The sequence below is a fragment of the Robertmurraya korlensis genome, assembly GCF_023715225.1.
Classification (GTDB): Bacteria; Bacillota; Bacilli; order Bacillales; family Cytobacillaceae; genus Robertmurraya_A.
On record NZ_JAMBNS010000019.1, the window covers coordinates 1 to 18,448 of the forward strand.

General features: G+C 36.0%; 20 protein-coding genes. 9 read left to right on the forward strand and 11 right to left on the reverse strand.

The window, feature by feature from the left end; genetic code table 11:
• On the forward strand, positions 1-195 hold a 195-nt coding region (locus M3175_RS22690), incomplete at its 5' end, for an IS3 family transposase (protein ID WP_251523828.1).
• Between the two features lie 65 nt (positions 196-260).
• Here M3175_RS22690 and M3175_RS22695 read toward each other — a convergent pair.
• Together M3175_RS22695 and M3175_RS22700 are read right to left on the reverse strand one after the other, a co-directional pair.
• Positions 261-1,166 carry a chemotaxis protein gene (locus M3175_RS22695; protein WP_251523830.1) on the reverse strand — a complete coding sequence of 302 codons (906 nt, stop codon included), beginning with the start codon at positions 1,164-1,166 and terminating at the stop codon, positions 261-263.
• Between the two features lie 134 nt (positions 1,167-1,300).
• Positions 1,301-1,759, reverse strand: coding sequence for a DinB family protein (locus M3175_RS22700; RefSeq protein WP_251523832.1), 459 nt, complete (start codon positions 1,757-1,759; stop codon positions 1,301-1,303).
• Between the two features lie 138 nt (positions 1,760-1,897).
• Between M3175_RS22700 and M3175_RS22705 the strand changes: the two genes are divergently transcribed.
• Positions 1,898-3,052, forward strand: a complete 1,155-nt coding sequence (locus M3175_RS22705; protein ID WP_251523834.1) for an aminotransferase A — start codon at positions 1,898-1,900, stop codon at positions 3,050-3,052.
• Positions 3,053-3,090: 38 nt separating this feature from the next.
• Here the strand turns inward: M3175_RS22705 and M3175_RS22710 are convergent, their stop codons facing one another.
• Complete coding sequence (locus M3175_RS22710) at positions 3,091-3,966, reverse strand: NAD(P)-dependent oxidoreductase (protein ID WP_251523836.1); 876 nt, start codon at positions 3,964-3,966, stop codon at positions 3,091-3,093.
• Between the two features lie 67 nt (positions 3,967-4,033).
• Positions 4,034-4,483, reverse strand: a complete 450-nt coding sequence (locus tag M3175_RS22715; RefSeq protein WP_251523838.1) for a hypothetical protein — start codon at positions 4,481-4,483, stop codon at positions 4,034-4,036.
• Positions 4,484-4,619: 136 nt separating this feature from the next.
• Between M3175_RS22715 and M3175_RS22720 the strand changes: the two genes are divergently transcribed.
• Complete coding sequence (locus tag M3175_RS22720) at positions 4,620-5,297, forward strand: GNAT family N-acetyltransferase (protein ID WP_251523840.1); 678 nt, start codon at positions 4,620-4,622, stop codon at positions 5,295-5,297.
• Positions 5,298-5,320: 23 nt separating this feature from the next.
• On the opposite strand, the gene ptsP is transcribed toward M3175_RS22720, so the two are convergent.
• Together ptsP and M3175_RS22730 are read right to left on the reverse strand one after the other, a co-directional pair.
• Positions 5,321-7,036, reverse strand: coding sequence for a phosphoenolpyruvate--protein phosphotransferase (gene ptsP / locus M3175_RS22725; protein WP_251523842.1), 1,716 nt, complete (start codon positions 7,034-7,036; stop codon positions 5,321-5,323).
• Between the two features lie 2 nt (positions 7,037-7,038).
• A complete protein-coding gene (locus M3175_RS22730; protein WP_066058111.1) occupies positions 7,039-7,302 on the reverse strand; it encodes a phosphocarrier protein HPr in 264 nt (87 codons plus the stop codon).
• Positions 7,303-7,765: 463 nt separating this feature from the next.
• Here M3175_RS22730 and M3175_RS22735 point away from each other — a divergent pair, with 463 nt between their 5' ends.
• Positions 7,766-8,149 carry a PilZ domain-containing protein gene (locus M3175_RS22735; protein ID WP_251523844.1) on the forward strand — a complete coding sequence of 128 codons (384 nt, stop codon included), beginning with the start codon at positions 7,766-7,768 and terminating at the stop codon, positions 8,147-8,149.
• 29 nt (positions 8,150-8,178) lie between these two features.
• Here M3175_RS22735 and M3175_RS22740 read toward each other — a convergent pair whose 3' ends face one another.
• Together M3175_RS22740 and ykzS are read right to left on the reverse strand one after the other, a co-directional pair.
• Positions 8,179-8,910, reverse strand: a complete 732-nt coding sequence (locus M3175_RS22740; protein ID WP_251523852.1) for an SDR family NAD(P)-dependent oxidoreductase — start codon at positions 8,908-8,910, stop codon at positions 8,179-8,181.
• A gap of 16 nt (positions 8,911-8,926) precedes the next feature.
• Positions 8,927-9,121 carry a protein YkzS gene (gene ykzS / locus M3175_RS22745; RefSeq protein WP_251523854.1) on the reverse strand — a complete coding sequence of 65 codons (195 nt, stop codon included), beginning with the start codon at positions 9,119-9,121 and terminating at the stop codon, positions 8,927-8,929.
• Positions 9,122-9,310: 189 nt separating this feature from the next.
• Here ykzS and M3175_RS22750 point away from each other — a divergent pair, with 189 nt between their 5' ends.
• From M3175_RS22750 to M3175_RS22760, 3 genes are all read left to right on the forward strand, one after another.
• Positions 9,311-9,499: a YkvS family protein gene (locus M3175_RS22750; RefSeq protein WP_066058257.1), complete on the forward strand. Its 189-nt coding sequence runs from the start codon at positions 9,311-9,313 to the stop codon at positions 9,497-9,499.
• Between the two features lie 154 nt (positions 9,500-9,653).
• On the forward strand, positions 9,654-10,265 hold the full coding sequence (locus M3175_RS22755) for a CPBP family intramembrane glutamic endopeptidase (RefSeq protein ID WP_251523862.1): 612 nt from the start codon (positions 9,654-9,656) through the stop codon (positions 10,263-10,265).
• Positions 10,266-10,347: 82 nt separating this feature from the next.
• Positions 10,348-10,995 carry a DUF8580 domain-containing lipoprotein gene (locus M3175_RS22760; protein ID WP_503328624.1) on the forward strand — a complete coding sequence of 216 codons (648 nt, stop codon included), beginning with the start codon at positions 10,348-10,350 and terminating at the stop codon, positions 10,993-10,995.
• Positions 10,996-11,018: 23 nt separating this feature from the next.
• Here M3175_RS22760 and M3175_RS22765 read toward each other — a convergent pair whose 3' ends face one another.
• On the reverse strand, positions 11,019-12,065 hold the full coding sequence (locus tag M3175_RS22765; protein WP_251523866.1) for a YkvI family membrane protein: 1,047 nt from the start codon (positions 12,063-12,065) through the stop codon (positions 11,019-11,021).
• Between the two features lie 213 nt (positions 12,066-12,278).
• Here M3175_RS22765 and M3175_RS22770 point away from each other — a divergent pair, with 213 nt between their 5' ends.
• The gene (locus tag M3175_RS22770) at positions 12,279-14,420 is read left to right on the forward strand and encodes an ATP-dependent Clp protease ATP-binding subunit (protein ID WP_251523868.1); all 2,142 of its coding nucleotides are present in this window, start codon (positions 12,279-12,281) and stop codon (positions 14,418-14,420) included.
• A gap of 46 nt (positions 14,421-14,466) precedes the next feature.
• Here the strand turns inward: M3175_RS22770 and M3175_RS22775 are convergent, their stop codons facing one another.
• The gene (locus tag M3175_RS22775) at positions 14,467-16,161 is read right to left on the reverse strand and encodes a M3 family oligoendopeptidase (protein ID WP_251523869.1); all 1,695 of its coding nucleotides are present in this window, start codon (positions 16,159-16,161) and stop codon (positions 14,467-14,469) included.
• A 114-nt stretch (positions 16,162-16,275) separates the two neighbouring features.
• Positions 16,276-16,722, reverse strand: a complete 447-nt coding sequence (locus M3175_RS22780) for a MarR family winged helix-turn-helix transcriptional regulator (RefSeq protein WP_285852425.1) — start codon at positions 16,720-16,722, stop codon at positions 16,276-16,278.
• Between the two features lie 180 nt (positions 16,723-16,902).
• Between M3175_RS22780 and M3175_RS22785 the strand changes: the two genes are divergently transcribed.
• Positions 16,903-18,396 (forward strand): ATP-binding protein, encoded by a 1,494-nt coding sequence (locus tag M3175_RS22785; RefSeq protein ID WP_251523870.1) that lies wholly within the window; start codon positions 16,903-16,905, stop codon positions 18,394-18,396.
• Positions 18,397-18,448 lie beyond the last annotated feature (52 nt).

Sequence of the window (18,448 nt, forward strand, 5' to 3'; positions counted from 1 at the left end):
TGTTGGGACAACGCCCCAATGGAAGGGTTCTTTGGGCATTTTAAAGATCTCGCCGAGTATAAGTCCTGTGAGAATCTAGCGGAAGTAAGTGCAGAAGTTAATCGGGTTATTGAGGAATATAACAATCTTCGTTATCAGTGGGGCTTAAAGAAGATGACCCCGGTACAATACCGGAGTCATCTATTAGCAGCTTAAGCACCTTTTTTTAAACTGTCCGTAAAATGGGGCTCAGTTCAAAATTCTTAGGAACACCCTTTACGCTATAATATATTCTCATCAATCAATTGAACTAATTCAGCTATTTCAGGTTTACTAACTTGTGCATTTGCACCAACCATTTGTCCTTTATGACGAAGGTCATCGGTAATTAACGAAGAGAAAATAATAACTGGTAATTTTGCTGTTTGACTATTTTCTTTTATTCTTCTTGTAAAATGATGTCCATCCATTTGAGGCATTTCAATATCAGTGATAACCAGCTGAACTTCATCTGTAATGTTTTTCCCTTGAGAAATGATCGCTTCTAAATATTGAAGGGCATCTTTTCCATTTTCAAAAAACTCAATATTGGTAAACCCAGCTTCATTTAATGTGTCATGAAGAAGCTTTCTTAATAAAGGTGAATCCTCTGCAACCACTAATTTCTTCGTGGATCTTTCTCTTTGGCCAAGCTTTTTAACTTGCTGAACATTAATCCCTGTTTCTGGGTTAATCTCAACTACAATCTTTTCAAAATCAAGTAGCAAGATCATTTCACCATGAAGCTTTACAACACCAATTATTTGACTCTCTGGCCCTTGATACATTTCTGAAGGCTTTTCAATTTGGTCCCAAGAAATACGGTGAATTTGTGTAACGGTATGAACATGAAAGACAATCTTTTGTTTGTTAAATTCTGCTACTATAAACTTATCTTGTTCGGGAGACTGTGAAGGAGGAAATCCTAATGCATTTGCCACATTCACAACCGGTAGTACTTCCCCTCTAAGCTCAATGATTCCCTCTACATGTGGGTGAGAATGAGGTACTTGAGTAACTTGAACGGGATTTATTATTTCTTTTACCTTTATAACATTGATACCAAATTTATTTTTTCCAATACTAAATTCAACGATCTCTAGTTCATTTGTTCCACTTTCTAACAAAATTCCTTTTTTATTATCCATTAACGGTTCGACCCCTTTTGGCTAGCATAAAATCTGTGTTAGCATACAAATACTATACCACGAAATGGTCTAATTAACAGTCAACTTTCACATAAAATATGTGACTTTTCTACCATCTTTAGACAACTAGTAGACTATGAAAGTAACACTTCTATTTGATTTTTATGATGATAGTCATGCTGAATGAAATCTACAAAATATTCACGTATCGTGAACTGATGATCACCAATAGAAAATGAAGTATCTAGTTCTTCTTCACTATAGGAACTTAAAAGTGAGAGAAGCTCCATTCTAGTGTGAATTAATTCTTGCACCAATTCGTTTTTTGTTATTCCACTCTCCGCATATTCACGTGCCTTGTCATTTACCGTTTGAAAATCAGGAAATGGTGGCAAACTTGCCGCTTCCTTCATGAAAGGAAATCTTTCCTCGAGTGAAAAGCGGTCCCAGAATAACAGGTGAGAAATAACTGCTGCCATTGACCATTTCCCTTCATCTATGGGTGCAAACCACTTTTGTTCTTCTACATTAGTTAATGATTGAATCCATTGATTTAAACTTTCATAAGCTTGAGAAATTTCTACTTTATTCAAACCCTTTTCCTCCTAAAAAACAATTTTTCCAATACTTACATAATACCTCATAGGAAGCTATTATTAATATGAAAATTAAGAGATTTTTTCACTCTCAAACCTTCACATGATAAAATAAACGAATAGGAGAGTGATCACTTGGAACATTTGGTTAATTCAAAAGTAAAAAACATTGAAATATCAGGAATTCGTAAGTTTTTTAATATGGTTGCTGGCACAAAGGATATGATTTCACTAACTCTGGGCCAACCAGACTTCCCTACTCCAGAGCATGTAAAAGAAGCAGGAAAAAGAGCAATTGATGAAAATTTCACTACATATACTCATAATGCTGGTTACATTGAACTGCGTGCAGCAGCTGCTCAATTCGTTCAAACTAAATACGGTTTATCTTACAATCCAAACGATGAAGTTATTATCACGTCGGGAGCTAGCGAGGCAATTGATATTACGTTTCGGACCATATTAGAAGAAGGTGTGGAGGTTATTTTACCAGGACCTGTCTATCCTGGTTATGAGCCAATAATCAAATTATGCGGGGCTAAGCCTGTATATGCAGATACGAGAGATAATAACTTCCGAATGACTGCTGATATTATTAGTAATTACATAACTGATAAAACGCGCTGTATCGTCTTACCGTATCCCTCCAACCCTACTGGAGTGAGTTTAACAAAGGAAGAATTAAGTGATATTGCGATATTGCTTAAAGACAAAGAAATATTTGTATTAGCTGACGAAATATACAGTGAATTAGTATTTGACCATAACCATTTCTCAATTGGTACGATTCTAAAAGAAAAAACAATCGTCATCAATGGTCTTTCCAAATCACATTCGATGACCGGTTGGAGAATTGGTATGATTTTTGCTCCTAGTTCAATAACTGAACATATATTGAAGGTTCACCAATATAATGTTTCTTGTGCTTCTTCTGTTTCACAAATGGCTGCCCTAGAAGCACTTACTGCAGGCATAAACGATGCAGTTGAAATGAGACAAGCCTATTTGGAACGAAGAGAATATGTTTACGACAGATTAACCAACATGAATCTGTCCGTTGTGAAACCAGATGGAGCCTTTTATTTCTTTGTAAAACTACCAGAACCGTTTACCAATTCGTTTGACTTTGCCCTACAATTAGTAGAAAAACGAGGAATAGCTGTCGTACCTGGAAGTGCATTTTCTCCACTTGGTGAAGGATATATACGTATCTCGTTTGCTTATTCTATGAAAGTTCTTGCTGAGGGATTAGATAGGCTGGAGGCATTTTTAAAAGATCATCAGTCATAAAAATGAAACCCAAGCTCCTTTACGAGCTTGGGTTTCATTTATTTCCAGTATTTATATAGTGCCTGTGTACCACTATTTTCTTCGCCTTGTTCTGCCAATTGTTCGTATATCGATTTTGCAAGTGATAATCCAGGAGTTATCATTCCCATTTGTTCTGCCTCATCTAAAGCAATTTTCATATCTTTAATAAAGTGTTTAATATAAAAACCTGGAGAAAAATCCCCTCCAATAATCCTTGGCGCAAGATTCGAAAGAGACCAGCTCCCCGCTGCTCCCGATGAAATACTTTTAAGTACGGTTGTCGGGTCAAGCCCTGCCTTTTCTGCGTATACAACCGCCTCACAGACACCAAGCATATTAGATGCAATGGCAATCTGGTTACACATTTTCGTATGCTGACCAGCTCCAGCACTTCCTTGATACACAATATTGCTTCCTAATACCTGAAAAATAGGTTGTAATGCATCAAAAACCTCTTCGTCTCCACCAACCATTATGGAAAGCTTGCCTTCTCTCGCTCCAATATCTCCACCTGAAACGGGAGCGTCAACTGAATAGATTCCCTTTTTCTTAGCCTCGTTATATATTTTTTTAGCCAATGTAGGTGTAGAAGTCGTCATATCTATAAAAAAAGAACCTGATTTCGCTGTATGTACAATTCCATTTTCTCCGAGATAAATTTGTTCAACATCAGATGGATATCCAACCATTGTTATGATGATATCAGCCTTTTCAGTAATAGCCTCTGGTGTTTCAATCCAAGCGACACCTTCATCTAAAATATCTTGTGCTTTTTCTTTTGTACGGGTATAGGCAATGACCTTGTAGCCTTCTTTTACTAGATTTCTCGCCATACTTTTCCCCATAACCCCTAATCCAATAAATCCGATTATGCTATTTGCCTTCAGTTTCATACTCACTTCTCCCCGCTAGAAATAAGTAGTATTTTATCACTTATTACCAATTTGTTCAAAGAAATGACTATAGCTGAGATTGAAAGTTCTGAACATAACCTGAAATGATCATATCATCTTCGTTAAAAATCTGTACCTTGACCGCATTTTCTTGCTGAATCATCTCTTCTAAAACGAATGTATGTAAATCGATCTGCAAAGGAATCGGATCCATTGACAGATAAATTTCCTCCTGATTTCCTACATGTAGTAGTTTTCCATCATGAACATATTGCTCACCATAATAAATTTCTGCTGTCCCTAACGCTTTCGCTAACTCTTTATTTTCAATTAAGACTTTTACTTTGTACATATCTTCTTCAGAAAATAATCGTTCATTAAATTTAAATCGGAACTGAAGTTCATTATTTTTTGTAAGTAAAACATCTGCATACTGATTAATAAACGATTGTTTTTGATTACCTGCACAACCTACTAGAATAAGTGAACAACATAATACGAAAAATGCTTTCTTCATGATCGTCCTCCTTTACCACTTACCTTTGCCTAGAAATGTAAAGTATAAACAAACAATTAGAAAAGTTTACAATGCAATGATATTTGACTACACAACTCCATTCATTTTACAATCAGGAAAAAGAAGGGGGAATATTATGTATTATAAAGAACTATATGTGTTTAACTCCTCAAAACCAACAAAAGCGATTATCCGAACGTATACAAAAGACGATTTTCAAGAACTAATACGGATTCAACAAGAGGCATTTCCTCCCCCATTTCCTTCTGAGCTTTGGTGGAATGAAGAACAGTTAAACAATCATGTCGAATTGTTCCCTGAAGGTTCATTATGTGTAGAAGTAGAAGGTGTTATTTGCGGTTCGATCACAGGATTAATTACTAACTTTGATAAAAACCATCCAAGTCATACTTGGGAGGAAGCAACTGACAACGGGTACATTACTAACCATGTGGCAAATGGTAATACCTTGTACATAGTGGATATCTGCATTTCACCACCTTATCGAAAACTAGGATTAGGAAAATGGCTTATGCAGTCCATGTATGAAACAGTGGTTCAACTTAAGCTTGACCGATTACTTGGAGGAGGACGCATGCCTGGATATCATAAGCATGCGGATCAACTTTCGGTAGAGGAGTATGTTGAGAAGTTAATACTAGGAGAATTACAAGATCCTGTTATCACTTTTTTATTGAGATGCGGGAGAACTCCTGTCGTAGCTGTAGAGGATTATTTAAAGGATGAACATTCGTTAAATTACGGACTTCTGATGGAATGGCAAAATCCTTTCTTATCAAAAAGACCCAACTGATTAAAATCAGTTGGGCTTCTTTATTAGCGTTGAGTTGCTTTAGCAACTGCTTCTAACACTTCTTCTGTTGTGCTCATTTGAAGCACTTCTGAAGCTAATGCTTCCATATCTGCTTTTGACAAGTTACGGATTTGAGAGCGTGCTTTAAGGATAGAAGTTGCACTCATAGAGAACTCATCTAAACCTAAACCAAGAAGAACAGGGATCGCTTGCTCGTCGCCCGCCATTTCTCCACACATTCCAGCCCACTTGCCTTCTTTGTGTGCAGCGTCAATAACCATTTTTACTAAACGTAAAATCGCTGGATTGTAAGGCTGATACAAGTAAGATACTCTCTCGTTCATACGGTCTGCAGCCATTGTGTATTGAATCAAGTCATTTGTTCCAATACTGAAGAAATCAACTTCTTTAGCAAATTGATCAGCAATAACAGCAGTAGAAGGGATTTCTACCATGATTCCTAGTTCAATTTTCTCAGAAACAGCTACTCCTTCAGCTTGAAGCTTTTGACGCTCTTCTTCAAGGATAGCTTTTCCTTGACGGAATTCAGAAAGTGTTGCAATCATTGGGAACATAATTTTTAAGTTTCCATATACACTTGCACGAAGAAGTGCACGAAGTTGTGTACGGAACATATCTTGTTCTTCAAGACATAAACGAATTGCACGGAATCCTAAGAAAGGATTCATTTCCTTCGGTAAGTTTAAGTAAGGAAGCTCTTTGTCTCCACCAATGTCTAATGTACGCACAACAACTGGCTTTCCATCCATGCCTTCTAGAACAGCTTTGTAAGATTCAAACTGCTCCTCTTCTGTTGGAAGCTGGTCACGACCCATGTAAAGGAATTCAGTACGGTAAAGACCTACACCTTCACCACCATTATTAATAACACCTTTTAGATCCTTAGGTGTTCCGATATTTGCAGCAAGCTCCACATGGTGACCATCAGAGGTAACCGTTTGCTCGTTAACAAGCTTTGCCCACTCAGCTTTTTGAGCTTCAAAAGCAGCATGCTCAGACTTGAAACGTTCAACTTCCTCAGCAGTTGGATTAATATAGACTTGTCCATTTAGTCCATCTACGATTACAAGATCGCCGTTTTGAATTTCTTCCGTTGCTGTCTTTGTACCTACAACTGCTGGAATTTCCATTGAGCGAGCCATAATGGCAGAGTGAGAGGTTCTACCACCGATGTCCGTTGTAAAGCCTTTCACAAATTGACGGTTTAGTTGTGCTGTGTCTGATGGTGTTAGATCTTCAGCAACGATAATTACTTCTTCTGAAATCATACTAGGGTTAACAATTTGTACACCTAGTAAATGAGAAAGAACGCGTTTTGTAACATCGCGAATATCAGCAGCTCTTTCCTTCATATATTCATTGTCCATTGACTCAAACATCGCTACAAACATATCAGCTGTTTCTTTTAAAGCAAATTCAGCATTTACTTTATCAGTTTTAACTTTATCTTCGATTGGAGAAACAAGCTCTGGATCACTTAGTACGAGCAAATGCGCTTCAAAAATAGCTGCTTTATCAGCACCTAATTCTACTTTTGCCTTGTCTCTAATACCTTCAAGTTCAACCTTTGATTGATTTAATGCCGCACGGAAACGATCAATTTCAACTGTCTCGTTGTCGATTGACTTTTTTGTAAAGGTTAAATCAGGTTCTACCAAACGGTATGCTTTTGCGATTGCGATTCCGCTAGATGCAGCAATTCCATTTAAAAAGTTCATTTTTATGCTAAACCTTCTTTTTTCAAAGTTTCTTCAAGACTAGCTAGAGCTTCTTGCTCATCTCCACCTACTGCAGAAATAGTAATGTCAGCTCCTTGTCCAACTCCTAGGGACATAACACCCATGATTGACTTAAGGTTTACTTTTTTCCCTTTGTACTCAAGGTTAATATCAGAATCGAACTTGCTAGCTGCTTGTACTAGTAATGTTGCAGGACGAGCGTGAATTCCTGTTTCAGCTATAATTTTAAATTGTTTTTCTGCCATGGTTAATCAAACTCCTTTTTCCTATACATATATTTGCTAAGATGTTTCTCGTTAATTGCCTAATTCCTTCACTTTACCTATTCATTCAGACATTGAAAAATATATAGCATACTTTAGTATTTTTTCCATTGTCCTTTTTATTCATTAAATATAGCTAACGCCGACTAAAGTTCATAGGGTCATCAGACAATCGACATCTCAAAAAAAAGAATAGCATTTCCTTAGCTTGTATACAATGAAAAAGCCACAAATGTAGAGGAATTTTCACAGTTTTTTTATTTAACCGCTTACATTTTTACTCATTATACTGAATTTTTCCAACATGAGTTAGAATGGTAAATATTAACCAATAAAGTGAGTTTTTAATGTAAACAATGAAAATAAAATACTTGTAATCAATAAATGGAAAATGTATGATTTTAGTAATAGTTAATTTGTTACATTTTCTTACAAGGTGATATGCGTGATTTATAAAAGACAAGAGGCCTTTCGATTTCAATTTCAACAGCCTATTCATGGAACATTCAAGATTGTAAGCATAAATGGAATGCAAGGGGATGTTAAATCCGCTATTGCTTATATTATAGATATTAGCCCAAATGGGATAAAATTCAAATCACCAATTAACTTACCCATTGAACAAAATGATTTTTTGCTAGAGATTTCCTTTTTATTAGCTGACCAATTAATTCGAGTTCTAGGAAAGCCAAAATGGAAAAAGATCGCTGGCAAAATGTGCGTATACGGATTTACTGGTTTAGATGACAAGGAAACAAAGAAAGAAATCGTCAATGTCCTTAAAATTTATACAAAAATGATCTACAACGAATCAAAAAGTCCAGACTAAAAGCTACCTAACTGGAGGTAGCTTTTTACTTACTCTTCGTAAATCATCTTTTTCGTCATTCCTCCATCAATGGTAATATTTGTACCATTAATGAAATCATTATTTGGGTCACATAAGTATAAACAACCTCGTGCAATGTCACTTGACTTTCCAACCCTTTTGGAAAAATGCTGTAAATGGTCGCTCTCACGAAGTTCTTCATAATTATTCGTTTCAATCCAACCTGGACTTATGCAATTGACTCTCACTTTCTTTTCAGATAATGTAGCCGCTAATGCATGAGTTAATGCTATAATCCCACCTTTTGATGCTGCATATGCTTCCGAATTCGGTTCAGACATAAAGGCCCTAGTGGAGGAAATATTTACGATTGCTCCCCCTTCTTCCATCACCTTAGCTACCTCCCTCGAACAGAGAAAAACACCCTTTAAATTGGTATTTAGTACTCGATCCCACTCCTCCACGGTCATTTCGTAGAAATTTGAGAAAGAGGAAATACCGGCATTATTAATCAGGATGTCGACTCGACCGAATTTTTCCATTACGTAGGTAACTAAAGCGATAACTGATTGCTCGTTTGATACATCTGTTTCAAAAAAACTTACTCTCTCACAGTCATATTTCTTCTCTGCTTGCTTTCCATTCTCTGCATGGTAATCAGCAATAACTACCTTTGCTCCAGCTTCATAAAAAGCATGAGCTATTCCGGCTCCAATCCCTCTGGCACCGCCTGTAATAATGACAGTTTTGTCACTGTACATATTTTTTCCTCCTACCCTAGCTTCTAGGTTCTTGTAAATACTGATAAATCACATCTCCACTTCTTTGGGCAATTCCTCTAAAATGTTTAAAATCCTCCAATGCAACAACTATAGACCTTACATCAAGGAATACTTCTTTATGTACATACCACTCATTTATTTGTCCACTTCTTAATTTTTCGATCATTTCTAAAATCAGGTCTTTTTCCATAATGAATCCCTCCCTCTACACTTATTATATAAAAAAGATAAAGGGTTTCAAAATCGACTGTTCATTCTCTTAAAAACTATAACAATATTAAATAATTATTAAAATTTACAAAAAATTCTTTACGTACAGGAAAAAGTAGTGCAAAATGTTTATAATATCGTCATCTGGAAAGAAAAGGAGAGAGCGACATTGAAAAGAGCTGAAGTGGGGAACGTGATCGAATTTAGAGACGGGTTACAAGGAATTGTTGAAAAAGTAAATGAAAATTCAGTAATTGTTGACCTTACTTATATGGATAATTATCGAGATCTTGAATTAGACCAAAGAACGGTTGTAAATCATAAAAACTATAAAGTTATTAAAGAATCTTCATTTTAAAAACGAACTTATGGAAGCGCATTCTACATGTTTAGTAGTGTGCTTTTTGTCTCGAAAATAAAAATAGGTTATAATATGGGGAAACCTCTTATCTAGGAGGTTTCTTCTTTTTTATAAACTAATGGAAGACCATGCTTTTGAGAGGAGTCAATAAATGCTTCAGAAACAAATGGATGTAAGAATGATTTTCGGTATATTACTTGCTCACGTATTATTATTTATTACTTTTCAAGAGAAAAGTGTATTTTGGTACCTATTCACAGCTTCCATGCTGTTTCTAATTACTTATTCCATTCTTCAAGAGGAAATGGATGATCAACAACCATTTAAATTTTATATTATGTATGGTGTAATTTCAGGTGTAAGTTTGTATGTCTTATTTTACCTAGGTAATATCTTATTACATATGATGGATCTTCCGTTAAAGGGATCGGTCACAAAGTTGTATAAACAAATGGCACCTACTCAAATATGGCAGTACATCATCTTATTTCTTATCATAATTCCAGGGGAAGAAATCTTTTGGAGAGGATTTATTTTAAAACGACTTCTTGGTCGGATAAAAATTCTACCAAGTATTCTGTTATCAACATTATTATATACTTCTGTTAACATATACTCGGATTCAAGTCACCTGATTCTTGCTTCGATTGTGGCTGGACTCGTTTGGTCAAGCCTCTATGTTTGGAAGAAGAGCATTCCTTTACTAATTGTTTCACATCTCGTCTTTGATTTATTTTTGTTAGTCTTATTTCCTTTAAGGTAGTTGTCTTGTAACCTTTCTGTACCATCTCCGTCTATTATTATGAGACTCAATAGACGACTAGGAGGATATGTAATTGAAATTTATGAATTTGTATATAACAATTGGCATACTTGCTGCGGTATTAACAGCGTGTGGAACGGGAGAAACAAGCCTAGAAGAAGCACAAAATGGGACAACCCCTGAACAGGAGAACGTAGAATCAGAGGAAGAATCACTTCAAGAGGAGAGTAATGAAGAAACGGATCCATCAGATACAATGATTCGTCTTCTTGAAAATAAATTATCTTTCACATTAAATGGAGAAACAAAAGAAGAAACAGCATTTTTAAAACATAGTGATAATCAAGGTTATTCCATGTATATCCTCCCAGAGTATGAACTAACTGCAGAGGAACCAGATAAAGATGTTGTCATGCTCACAAACAATGGTGAAATTTTTATGAGAATTGAACTCTTGTCTGAGGATGTTGACTGGAATGCTACTGAACAGACAGCTGTAGAACAATTGCAGGCTGTTGCTGATGAAGTAAATGAAGTGACACCACCGAAACTTGACTTTTTTACAAATAGTAAGATATATGAAGCAAAGATAAACGGGGAAGTTATTACTTCTTACCTAGTAAACAATAATGAAGGAGTAATCAAACTCACATTATTTACCAAAGAATCAGCCGATCATCGTGACTCTTTTATTAAAATGGCAGAAACGATCGTTAACGAATCGAAATAAGACTCGGGGATTTTTCCCGAGTCTTATTTTTTTACAGAATCAAGAGGCTTCATCCACAATAGAACAATAAAAATGATCGTTACATAACCAAATATAGGGTATAGGTACGAAAGTAATGTTCCATAATTTACAAAACTACCTAAGTATGAAATGATAAAAATGATACATACCCACACAATGCTTGGAAGCTTTAAGTAATTATTGAGTTGCTTTTCGAGACCATATACATTACCAATGACGGATGTAAAAATCTCTCCGTATATAATAAGTACATAAATCCAATAAAAACCATACGCTAGATTCTTCATAATAGCAGCCATTGGAATCTCGTATATTTCTAAATTAGGAAGCATGATTAATGTCGCATGACTAGAGAGAAGAATAACCGTTAACGCTGCACCTCCGATAATCCCCCCCCACTTAACCGTATCTTCATCCTCTATTTCTGCTGCAACAGGGACAAGCACCGCTTGTGCAAGCCCAATATTAAAGGCCGTATAAGAAAACGGGTTAACAACAGACTTCCAGCCATCATCAGCCGGAGGAATAAACAAGAGTTGTTCAAGAAAATTAGGTTGCTGAATAGTAACTATAAATAACAGAAAACTAAAACAGATCATCATAGGTACCACAAAAGTGTTAACGGCAAATAAACCTTTTGTTCCAACAATCATAACGATAAATGAAAGGGCGATCGTTAGCATAATTCCTAAGCTTCTTGAAAGACCCAGCTGCTCCTGAAAAACGGCTCCTGCACCGCTTAGCATTACAGCACTAACTCCAAGTAACATGAATAACATTAAAATATTTATAGCCCCTCCTAAATAAGGGCCGAATAAGAACGTATTTAATTCCTGATACGATTTTGCTCGCATTCTTGCAGCAAGTCGCATAAGCTTAGAGCCTAAAAAGATAAAAATATAACCACTCATTAAAATCCCTATTAGCCCAATAAAACCAAATCGGGAGAAAAACTCTACGATTTCCTTGCCTGTGGCAAATCCAGCACCTACCACAGTTCCTACGTAAACTGCAGCGAGCTGAAACGCTGCCCCCCATTTCTTTTTCACTCCATCTCCCCCTTCCTTTTATTTATATTTAAAAGAAGGACAAACAATGACGAGCTTTTTCAGGAAGATAAGAATATCATCCATCCGTGGAATAATCTTACAATAAAAAATTAAATCAAAATACTTGAAAGTCAAAATAGGTCAAAGTATAATTGAAATACAAAAAGGTCAAAGTTAGTCAAAGTCAAAATATAAAAAAGGGAGGAAAAATGTATGCTTTGTCAAACATGTCAAAAAACAGAAGCATCTATTGCTGTAAGAATGACTATTAATGGGAATGAAAATCAACTACATCTTTGTCAAAGCTGCTTCCAGAAGGAGCGTGAAAAGATGTTATCGACTTTTGGACCAAACCTATCTGATTTTCAATCCTTTTCCCCTTTCGAATCATTCTTTCAACCAATGAATATGAATCAAAAAGGTAAACAGCAAAGTAGTATGGAGGCTCCGCAGAAAAGTAATGGGAATGGAGGCTTTATTGATCAATATGGAAGAAACTTAACCACATTGGCACAAGCTGGTCTAATTGATCCAGTCATTGGACGTGATGAAGAGGTTAACCGTGTCATTGAAATATTAAATAGAAGAAATAAAAATAATCCTGTTTTAATTGGTGAACCTGGTGTTGGAAAAACAGCGATTGCTGAGCATTTAGCAGTAAAAATTGCTGAAGGAAGTGTACCAAACAAATTAAAAAATAGCCAAGTGTATCTTTTGGATGTGGCTTCATTAGTATCGAACACAGGTATTCGTGGCCAGTTTGAAGAAAGAATGAAACAAATTGTGCACGAGCTTCAGCAAAAGAAAAATATTATTCTATTTATCGACGAAATTCACCAGTTAGTTGGTGCTGGGAGTGCAGAAGGCTCGATGGATGCTAGTAATATTTTGAAGCCAGCATTAGCACGAGGAGAACTTCAACTTATTGGTGCAACGACTTTAAAAGAATATAGAAAAATTGAGAAAGATTCCGCCCTTGAGAGACGCTTCCAACCTGTTCAAGTACTAGAACCAACGATTACTGAAGCGATTGAAATTCTTAAAGGTCTGAAAAGTAAATACGAGGATTATCATGAGGTTATCTACACAGATGAGGCGATCGAAGCCTGTGTGAATTTATCACATCGATATATTCAAGATCGTTTTCTTCCTGATAAAGCGATTGATTTACTCGATGAAGCTGGTTCAAAATTAAATTTAAGCGCTAATTATTCTAATACGGAAGGTATCGAAAATCGCTTAAAGGAAATCGCTAAAGAAAAAGAAAAAGCTTTAAAAGTAGAAAAGTACGAACTCGCTGCTAAGCTACGTGAAGAAGAGAAAGAACTTGAACAGAAACTTTCTCATAGTGAACTTGACCATATACCAATTGTAAAAGTCGAGCATATTCATGAATTAATTGAAAAGAAAACAAGAATTCCTGTAGGTAAGCTTGAGCAATCAGAACAAGAAAAGCTACAAAAACTTGAAGTCCATCTATCCAATAAGGTAATTGGACAGCATGAAGCTGTGAAAAAAGTAGTTAAAGCCATTCGCCGAAGTCGAGCTGGATTAAAAGCAAAAGGTCGCCCTATTGGATCTTTCCTATTTGTTGGTCCAACGGGTGTGGGGAAAACAGAACTTTCCAAGTCATTAGCCGATGAACTATTTGGTTCAAAAAACTCTATGATTCGCTTAGATATGAGTGAATACATGGAAAAGCATAGTGTTTCTAAATTAATTGGTTCTCCTCCTGGTTATGTTGGACATGAGGAATCAGGACAGTTAACAGAACAAGTAAGACGGAATCCTTATAGTATTATTTTGCTAGATGAGATTGAAAAAGCTCATCCAGACGTTCTAAATATGTTCCTTCAAATCCTTGAAGATGGTAGATTAACGGACAGTCAAGGAAGAACAGTTAACTTTAAAGAATCGGTCATTATTATGACTTCCAATGCAGGTGTCGGTCATAAAACGGTGAAGGTTGGCTTTGGAAAGGATCATCTTGAAAACGAAAGCAATTTATTAGCCACACTAGGATCATACTTTAAGCCGGAATTCCTCAATCGTTTTGATGCAATCATCGAGTTCTCAACATTAAAAGAAGATGATTTACTCAAAATTGTTGATATTATGATCAATGACTTAAATACTACGCTTAAAGAGCAACAGATGACAGTGACAGTAACTGAAGATGTGAGAAGAAAGCTTGCTATATTAGGATACTCCCCTTCATTTGGAGCACGTCCATTAAGAAGAGTGATTCAAGACCAGATTGAAGATCAAATTTCGGACTTTATTATAAATGATCCTGATTGTAAGGAGTTAATTGCGGTTGTTGAGGACGACACAATTATGATTAAGAAAGCATAGAAATTGAAAGAGCGAAGCACATGAATCATTGGCTTCGCTCTTTTTCTTATAACTTTTGATCTTCGATGGAGTTTAACCAAGCCTCAATTTCGCCTACAACAGATTGTACACATCCATCTTCAAAAGGTGAAATTAAATTTGCTGCTTTTACAAGCTCAGTAAATGGCATGCTACCCCCTAAAGTACAAAGATGTAGATAATCATTCCATGCATTTTTATGATCCTCACCAGATCGTTTCCAGAATTGGAATGCACAAATTTGTGCCAATGTGTAATCAATATAATAGAAAGGAGTCGTGTAAATATGACCTTGACGCTGCCAGAAGCCGCCACCTTCTAAATATTCATTTCCGTCGTAATCTTTGTGAGGCATGTATTTCTTTTCAATCTCACGCCAAGCTAACTTTCTTTCCTTTGGTGTAGCAGTAGGATGTTCATACACCCAATGCTGAAATTCGTCCACACTTACCCCATATGGAAGGAATAAAAGAGCAGAGCTTAAATGAGCAAATTTATATTTATCCGTATCTTCCTTAAAAAATAGCTCCATCCATGGCCATGTGAAAAATTCCATACTCATTGAATGTATTTCAGCTGCCTCATATGTAGGCCAATTGTATTCTGGAATCTCAAAATGACTGCTTGAGTAAACCTGGAATGCGTGCCCCGCCTCATGTGTTAAAACATCGATATCCCCTGATGTACCATTAAAATTTGAAAAAATAAATGGAGACTTGTAGTTTTCAATATATGTACAATATCCGCCGCCAGCTTTTCCTTTCTTGGCCACCAAGTCCATTAAATGATTTTCTACCATATAATGAAAGAACTCGCCTGTTTCCTTTGAGAGTTCATCATACATCTTTTGTCCATTTTGGATAATCCATTCAGGATCACCCTTCGGTACCGCATTCCCTGACTTAAACTTGAAGTTCTCGTCATAATACTTGAGTGTATCAACATTAATTCTTTGTCTTTGTCGTTCCTTTAGTTTTGTGGCAATCGGCACAATATAGTCTTCCACTTGTTTTCTAAACCCTGCGACCATTTCTGCGTTATAATCGGTACGATACATACGGTAATAAGCTAGTTCAACGAAGTTTTTATAGCCAAGTTTTTGAGAAATCTCTGTACGCACCTTGACCAAGTCATCATAAATACGATCTAACTCACTTTCGTTTTCTGAAAAATAATTAAAACGTGCTTCACTTGCCTTTTTTCTCATATCTCGATCCTTTGACTCTGTAAACGGTTCCATTTGAGCTAATGTTCGTTCTTCTCCCTCAAAAGGAATTTTCGCAGCAGCAAGGAGTTTTGTATATTCAGTGGTAAGTTTATTTTCTTGTTGAAGCAAAGGAATGATCTCAGGAGAAAAAACCTTTAACTGTGCTTCTGCTAAGGCAAAAAGCTGTTTTCCCCACTTTTCTTCTAGCTCGAGCTTAAAAGGTGAGTTTACAAGCGCTTCGTAATATTTAGTAACTAATCCTTCAACACTTGGTTGAATTTCATCTATATAATCCTGCTCCGCTTTATAAAATTCATCATTCGTATCGATTGAATGGCGAATATATACGAGGTTAAACATCGTGCCTAAATCATTACGTATTTTATTTATATCTTTCATCGCCTCATTTTGCTCATTTGCAGAGGCTGCTTTTGAAAAAACCTCTAAGGCATCTAAAAATTGCTTTTCAACAACCTCAAAATTTGGTCTCTCATATGTATACTGTTCAAATTGCAAAGTGAATCCCCCTTTATTTAAAAATTTCGAAAAAAACTCTCTTTTATTATAACTCAGGCGGCTGAGAAGCACAAAAAAAACAAGGTACCCCAGTAGATACCTTGCATACTAATATTACTTATTCTCAATAGATAATCCTAATTTTTTAAGAAGTTCTGTTGCTTGATCTTTTTCAGCAGCTGTAAGCTCTTTCATTAATTCATGTATTTTCTGTGCATGGTCTGGAAAAATATCCTCGATAAACGCCCTTCCTTGCTCTGTGATTTGAGCATATGTTACTCTTCGATCACTCGGACAAGCTACTCTAGCAAGTAATGCCTTTTGTTCCAGCTTGTCAACCACGTACGTAATACTTCCACTCGCTAGAAGGATTTTTTCTCCTATTTGCTGTAAAGGCTGATCTCCTTTGTGGTATAAAAGTTCAAGAACAGCAAATTCTGTTGGATTTAGTCCATATGTTTGAATAAGTTTATTAACATTTTCATTGACTGAGCGATATGCTCTTGATAGTACAATAAAAAGTTTTAAAGATTGACTGATTTCAGCTTCCATGAGTCTCATTCCTTTAAGATCCAATATATTTACCTTTTTTTATAACATATTTTTAATTAAGACTATTATAGAAAAACTAGCTTTGTTCTGTCAAATATCCATCTAATCCATAATTCCTATAAAAAGCTTACTTATATAGTGATATAATAAGCAAAGCTATAAAAAACATTACGTGTTTGGAGTAATTACATGAAAAGACACTTCTTAAACCTACTTTTATATAGCCTCATCGTAGTACTACCAACACTAGGCGGCAGTTATATATTTTCACAGATTGAAAAAGAAAAAAATCTTTTAGAGCAGGTTCAACATGCTGAATGGGTTGCTTCTATTCATAAATCTCATTGGGATCAATTTATTAGTGAAACAGTCACTTCTATTCAAACTCTGTCCCTTACGTCAGAGATATACGTTAACAGCCCAGACAAAATGGCCCCATTACTACAAAAAGCGTTTCAGACAGATCCTAGATACAGTGGGTTGTTTTTATTGAACGAAGAAGGGCGAATGATTGTCGGCTCTAACAATCTATTAGACGATAATCTCTACAAACACTCGTATATTCAGGAAGTTATTCGTACAAAGGATATTATTATATCTGCTCAGGTGAATACATTAAAAAATAATCAAAAAGTAATTGGACTTGCATCGCCTGTTTTGGATGAACAAGATCAACTAACATTTATCACTCTTGCACTGCTTCGAGTTGATCATGTTCAAAACATAATGAAAATACTAACACCCGAGACACCAATAGTGATCCTTAATCAGGAAGATGAGGTGATCATTGATTTCGATTCCGAACATTTATACAAGCAAGGTGGACATTGGGTATCAACGCCAATGAATCAGCTCCCTTGGACCATTAAAGTACAGGTAGATGAAGAAGCGGCACGGACAAATATCTCCCATTTAGTGGGAACGATTACGTTGTTCTTTATTTTGACGCATATCCTGTTTCTGTTAGTTAAGTATATTTTACTAAAGCGACAATCAATTAAGGAAAGAAATCAAAATGAGGCACAAAAACTCGAGTTGGTTGGAACATTAGCTGCTGGAACTGCACATGAAATACGTAATCCATTGACTGGAATTAACGGACTTGTCCAATTACTAAGTGAAAAATATAAAGATGAAGAAGATCAATTCTATTTTTCGGTTATCAATAACGAAATTAAGCGTATTAACCAAATTGTGAGCGAGTTTCTAATTCTCGGAAAACCGACAGCCATGAAAAATGAGCCAATTGATTTAAAAATGATCATCCAAGAGCTACAACCACTTATTTCTTCTGAAGCAAACTTATGCAATGTGATATGTCAGTATACATTCCCTGAAGAACCGGTTGTCCTCCTGTGTACAAAGGATCAAATGAAGCAAGTCATCTTAAATATTACGAGAAATGCATTTGAATCCATGTCTTTAGGTGGCGCACTTGACATCCGTATTTCGAAAGAAAGGGAAAAATGTGTACTTACGATATCTGATACGGGAGTTGGGATCGGAAAAGAAGAGCTTGAAAAGATTTTTCACCCTTTTTATACATCAAAGGCCTCAGGTACTGGCTTAGGGCTTGTAGTTTGTAAAAGAATCGTCCAATCGTTTCATGGTGAAATTAAAATTTCGAGTATCGAGAACAAAGGCACAACTGTGACTGTAACATTTCCACTAATGAGAAAATAGAGAGCTTTTTTGGCTCTCTATTTTTTTACGGATACTATTGGCTCTTTGATTC

Coding starts and splice junctions, on each gene's coding strand:
- M3175_RS22695 (WP_251523830.1), bottom strand. CDS start 1,166: ATGGATAATAAAAAAGGAATTTTGTTAGAAAGTGGAACAAATGAACTA.
- M3175_RS22710 (WP_251523836.1), bottom strand. CDS start 3,966: ATGAAACTGAAGGCAAATAGCATAATCGGATTTATTGGATTAGGGGTT.
- M3175_RS22715 (WP_251523838.1), bottom strand. CDS start 4,483: ATGAAGAAAGCATTTTTCGTATTATGTTGTTCACTTATTCTAGTAGGT.
- M3175_RS22720 (WP_251523840.1), top strand. CDS start 4,620: ATGTATTATAAAGAACTATATGTGTTTAACTCCTCAAAACCAACAAAA.
- ptsP (WP_251523842.1), bottom strand. CDS start 7,036: ATGAACTTTTTAAATGGAATTGCTGCATCTAGCGGAATCGCAATCGCA.
- M3175_RS22730 (WP_066058111.1), bottom strand. CDS start 7,302: ATGGCAGAAAAACAATTTAAAATTATAGCTGAAACAGGAATTCACGCT.
- M3175_RS22740 (WP_251523852.1), bottom strand. CDS start 8,910: ATGTACAGTGACAAAACTGTCATTATTACAGGCGGTGCCAGAGGGATT.
- ykzS (WP_251523854.1), bottom strand. CDS start 9,121: ATGGAAAAAGACCTGATTTTAGAAATGATCGAAAAATTAAGAAGTGGA.
- M3175_RS22755 (WP_251523862.1), top strand. CDS start 9,654: ATGCTTCAGAAACAAATGGATGTAAGAATGATTTTCGGTATATTACTT.
- M3175_RS22760 (WP_503328624.1), top strand. CDS start 10,348: ATGAATTTGTATATAACAATTGGCATACTTGCTGCGGTATTAACAGCG.
- M3175_RS22770 (WP_251523868.1), top strand. CDS start 12,279: ATGCTTTGTCAAACATGTCAAAAAACAGAAGCATCTATTGCTGTAAGA.
- M3175_RS22780 (WP_285852425.1), bottom strand. CDS start 16,722: ATGAGACTCATGGAAGCTGAAATCAGTCAATCTTTAAAACTTTTTATT.
- M3175_RS22785 (WP_251523870.1), top strand. CDS start 16,903: ATGAAAAGACACTTCTTAAACCTACTTTTATATAGCCTCATCGTAGTA.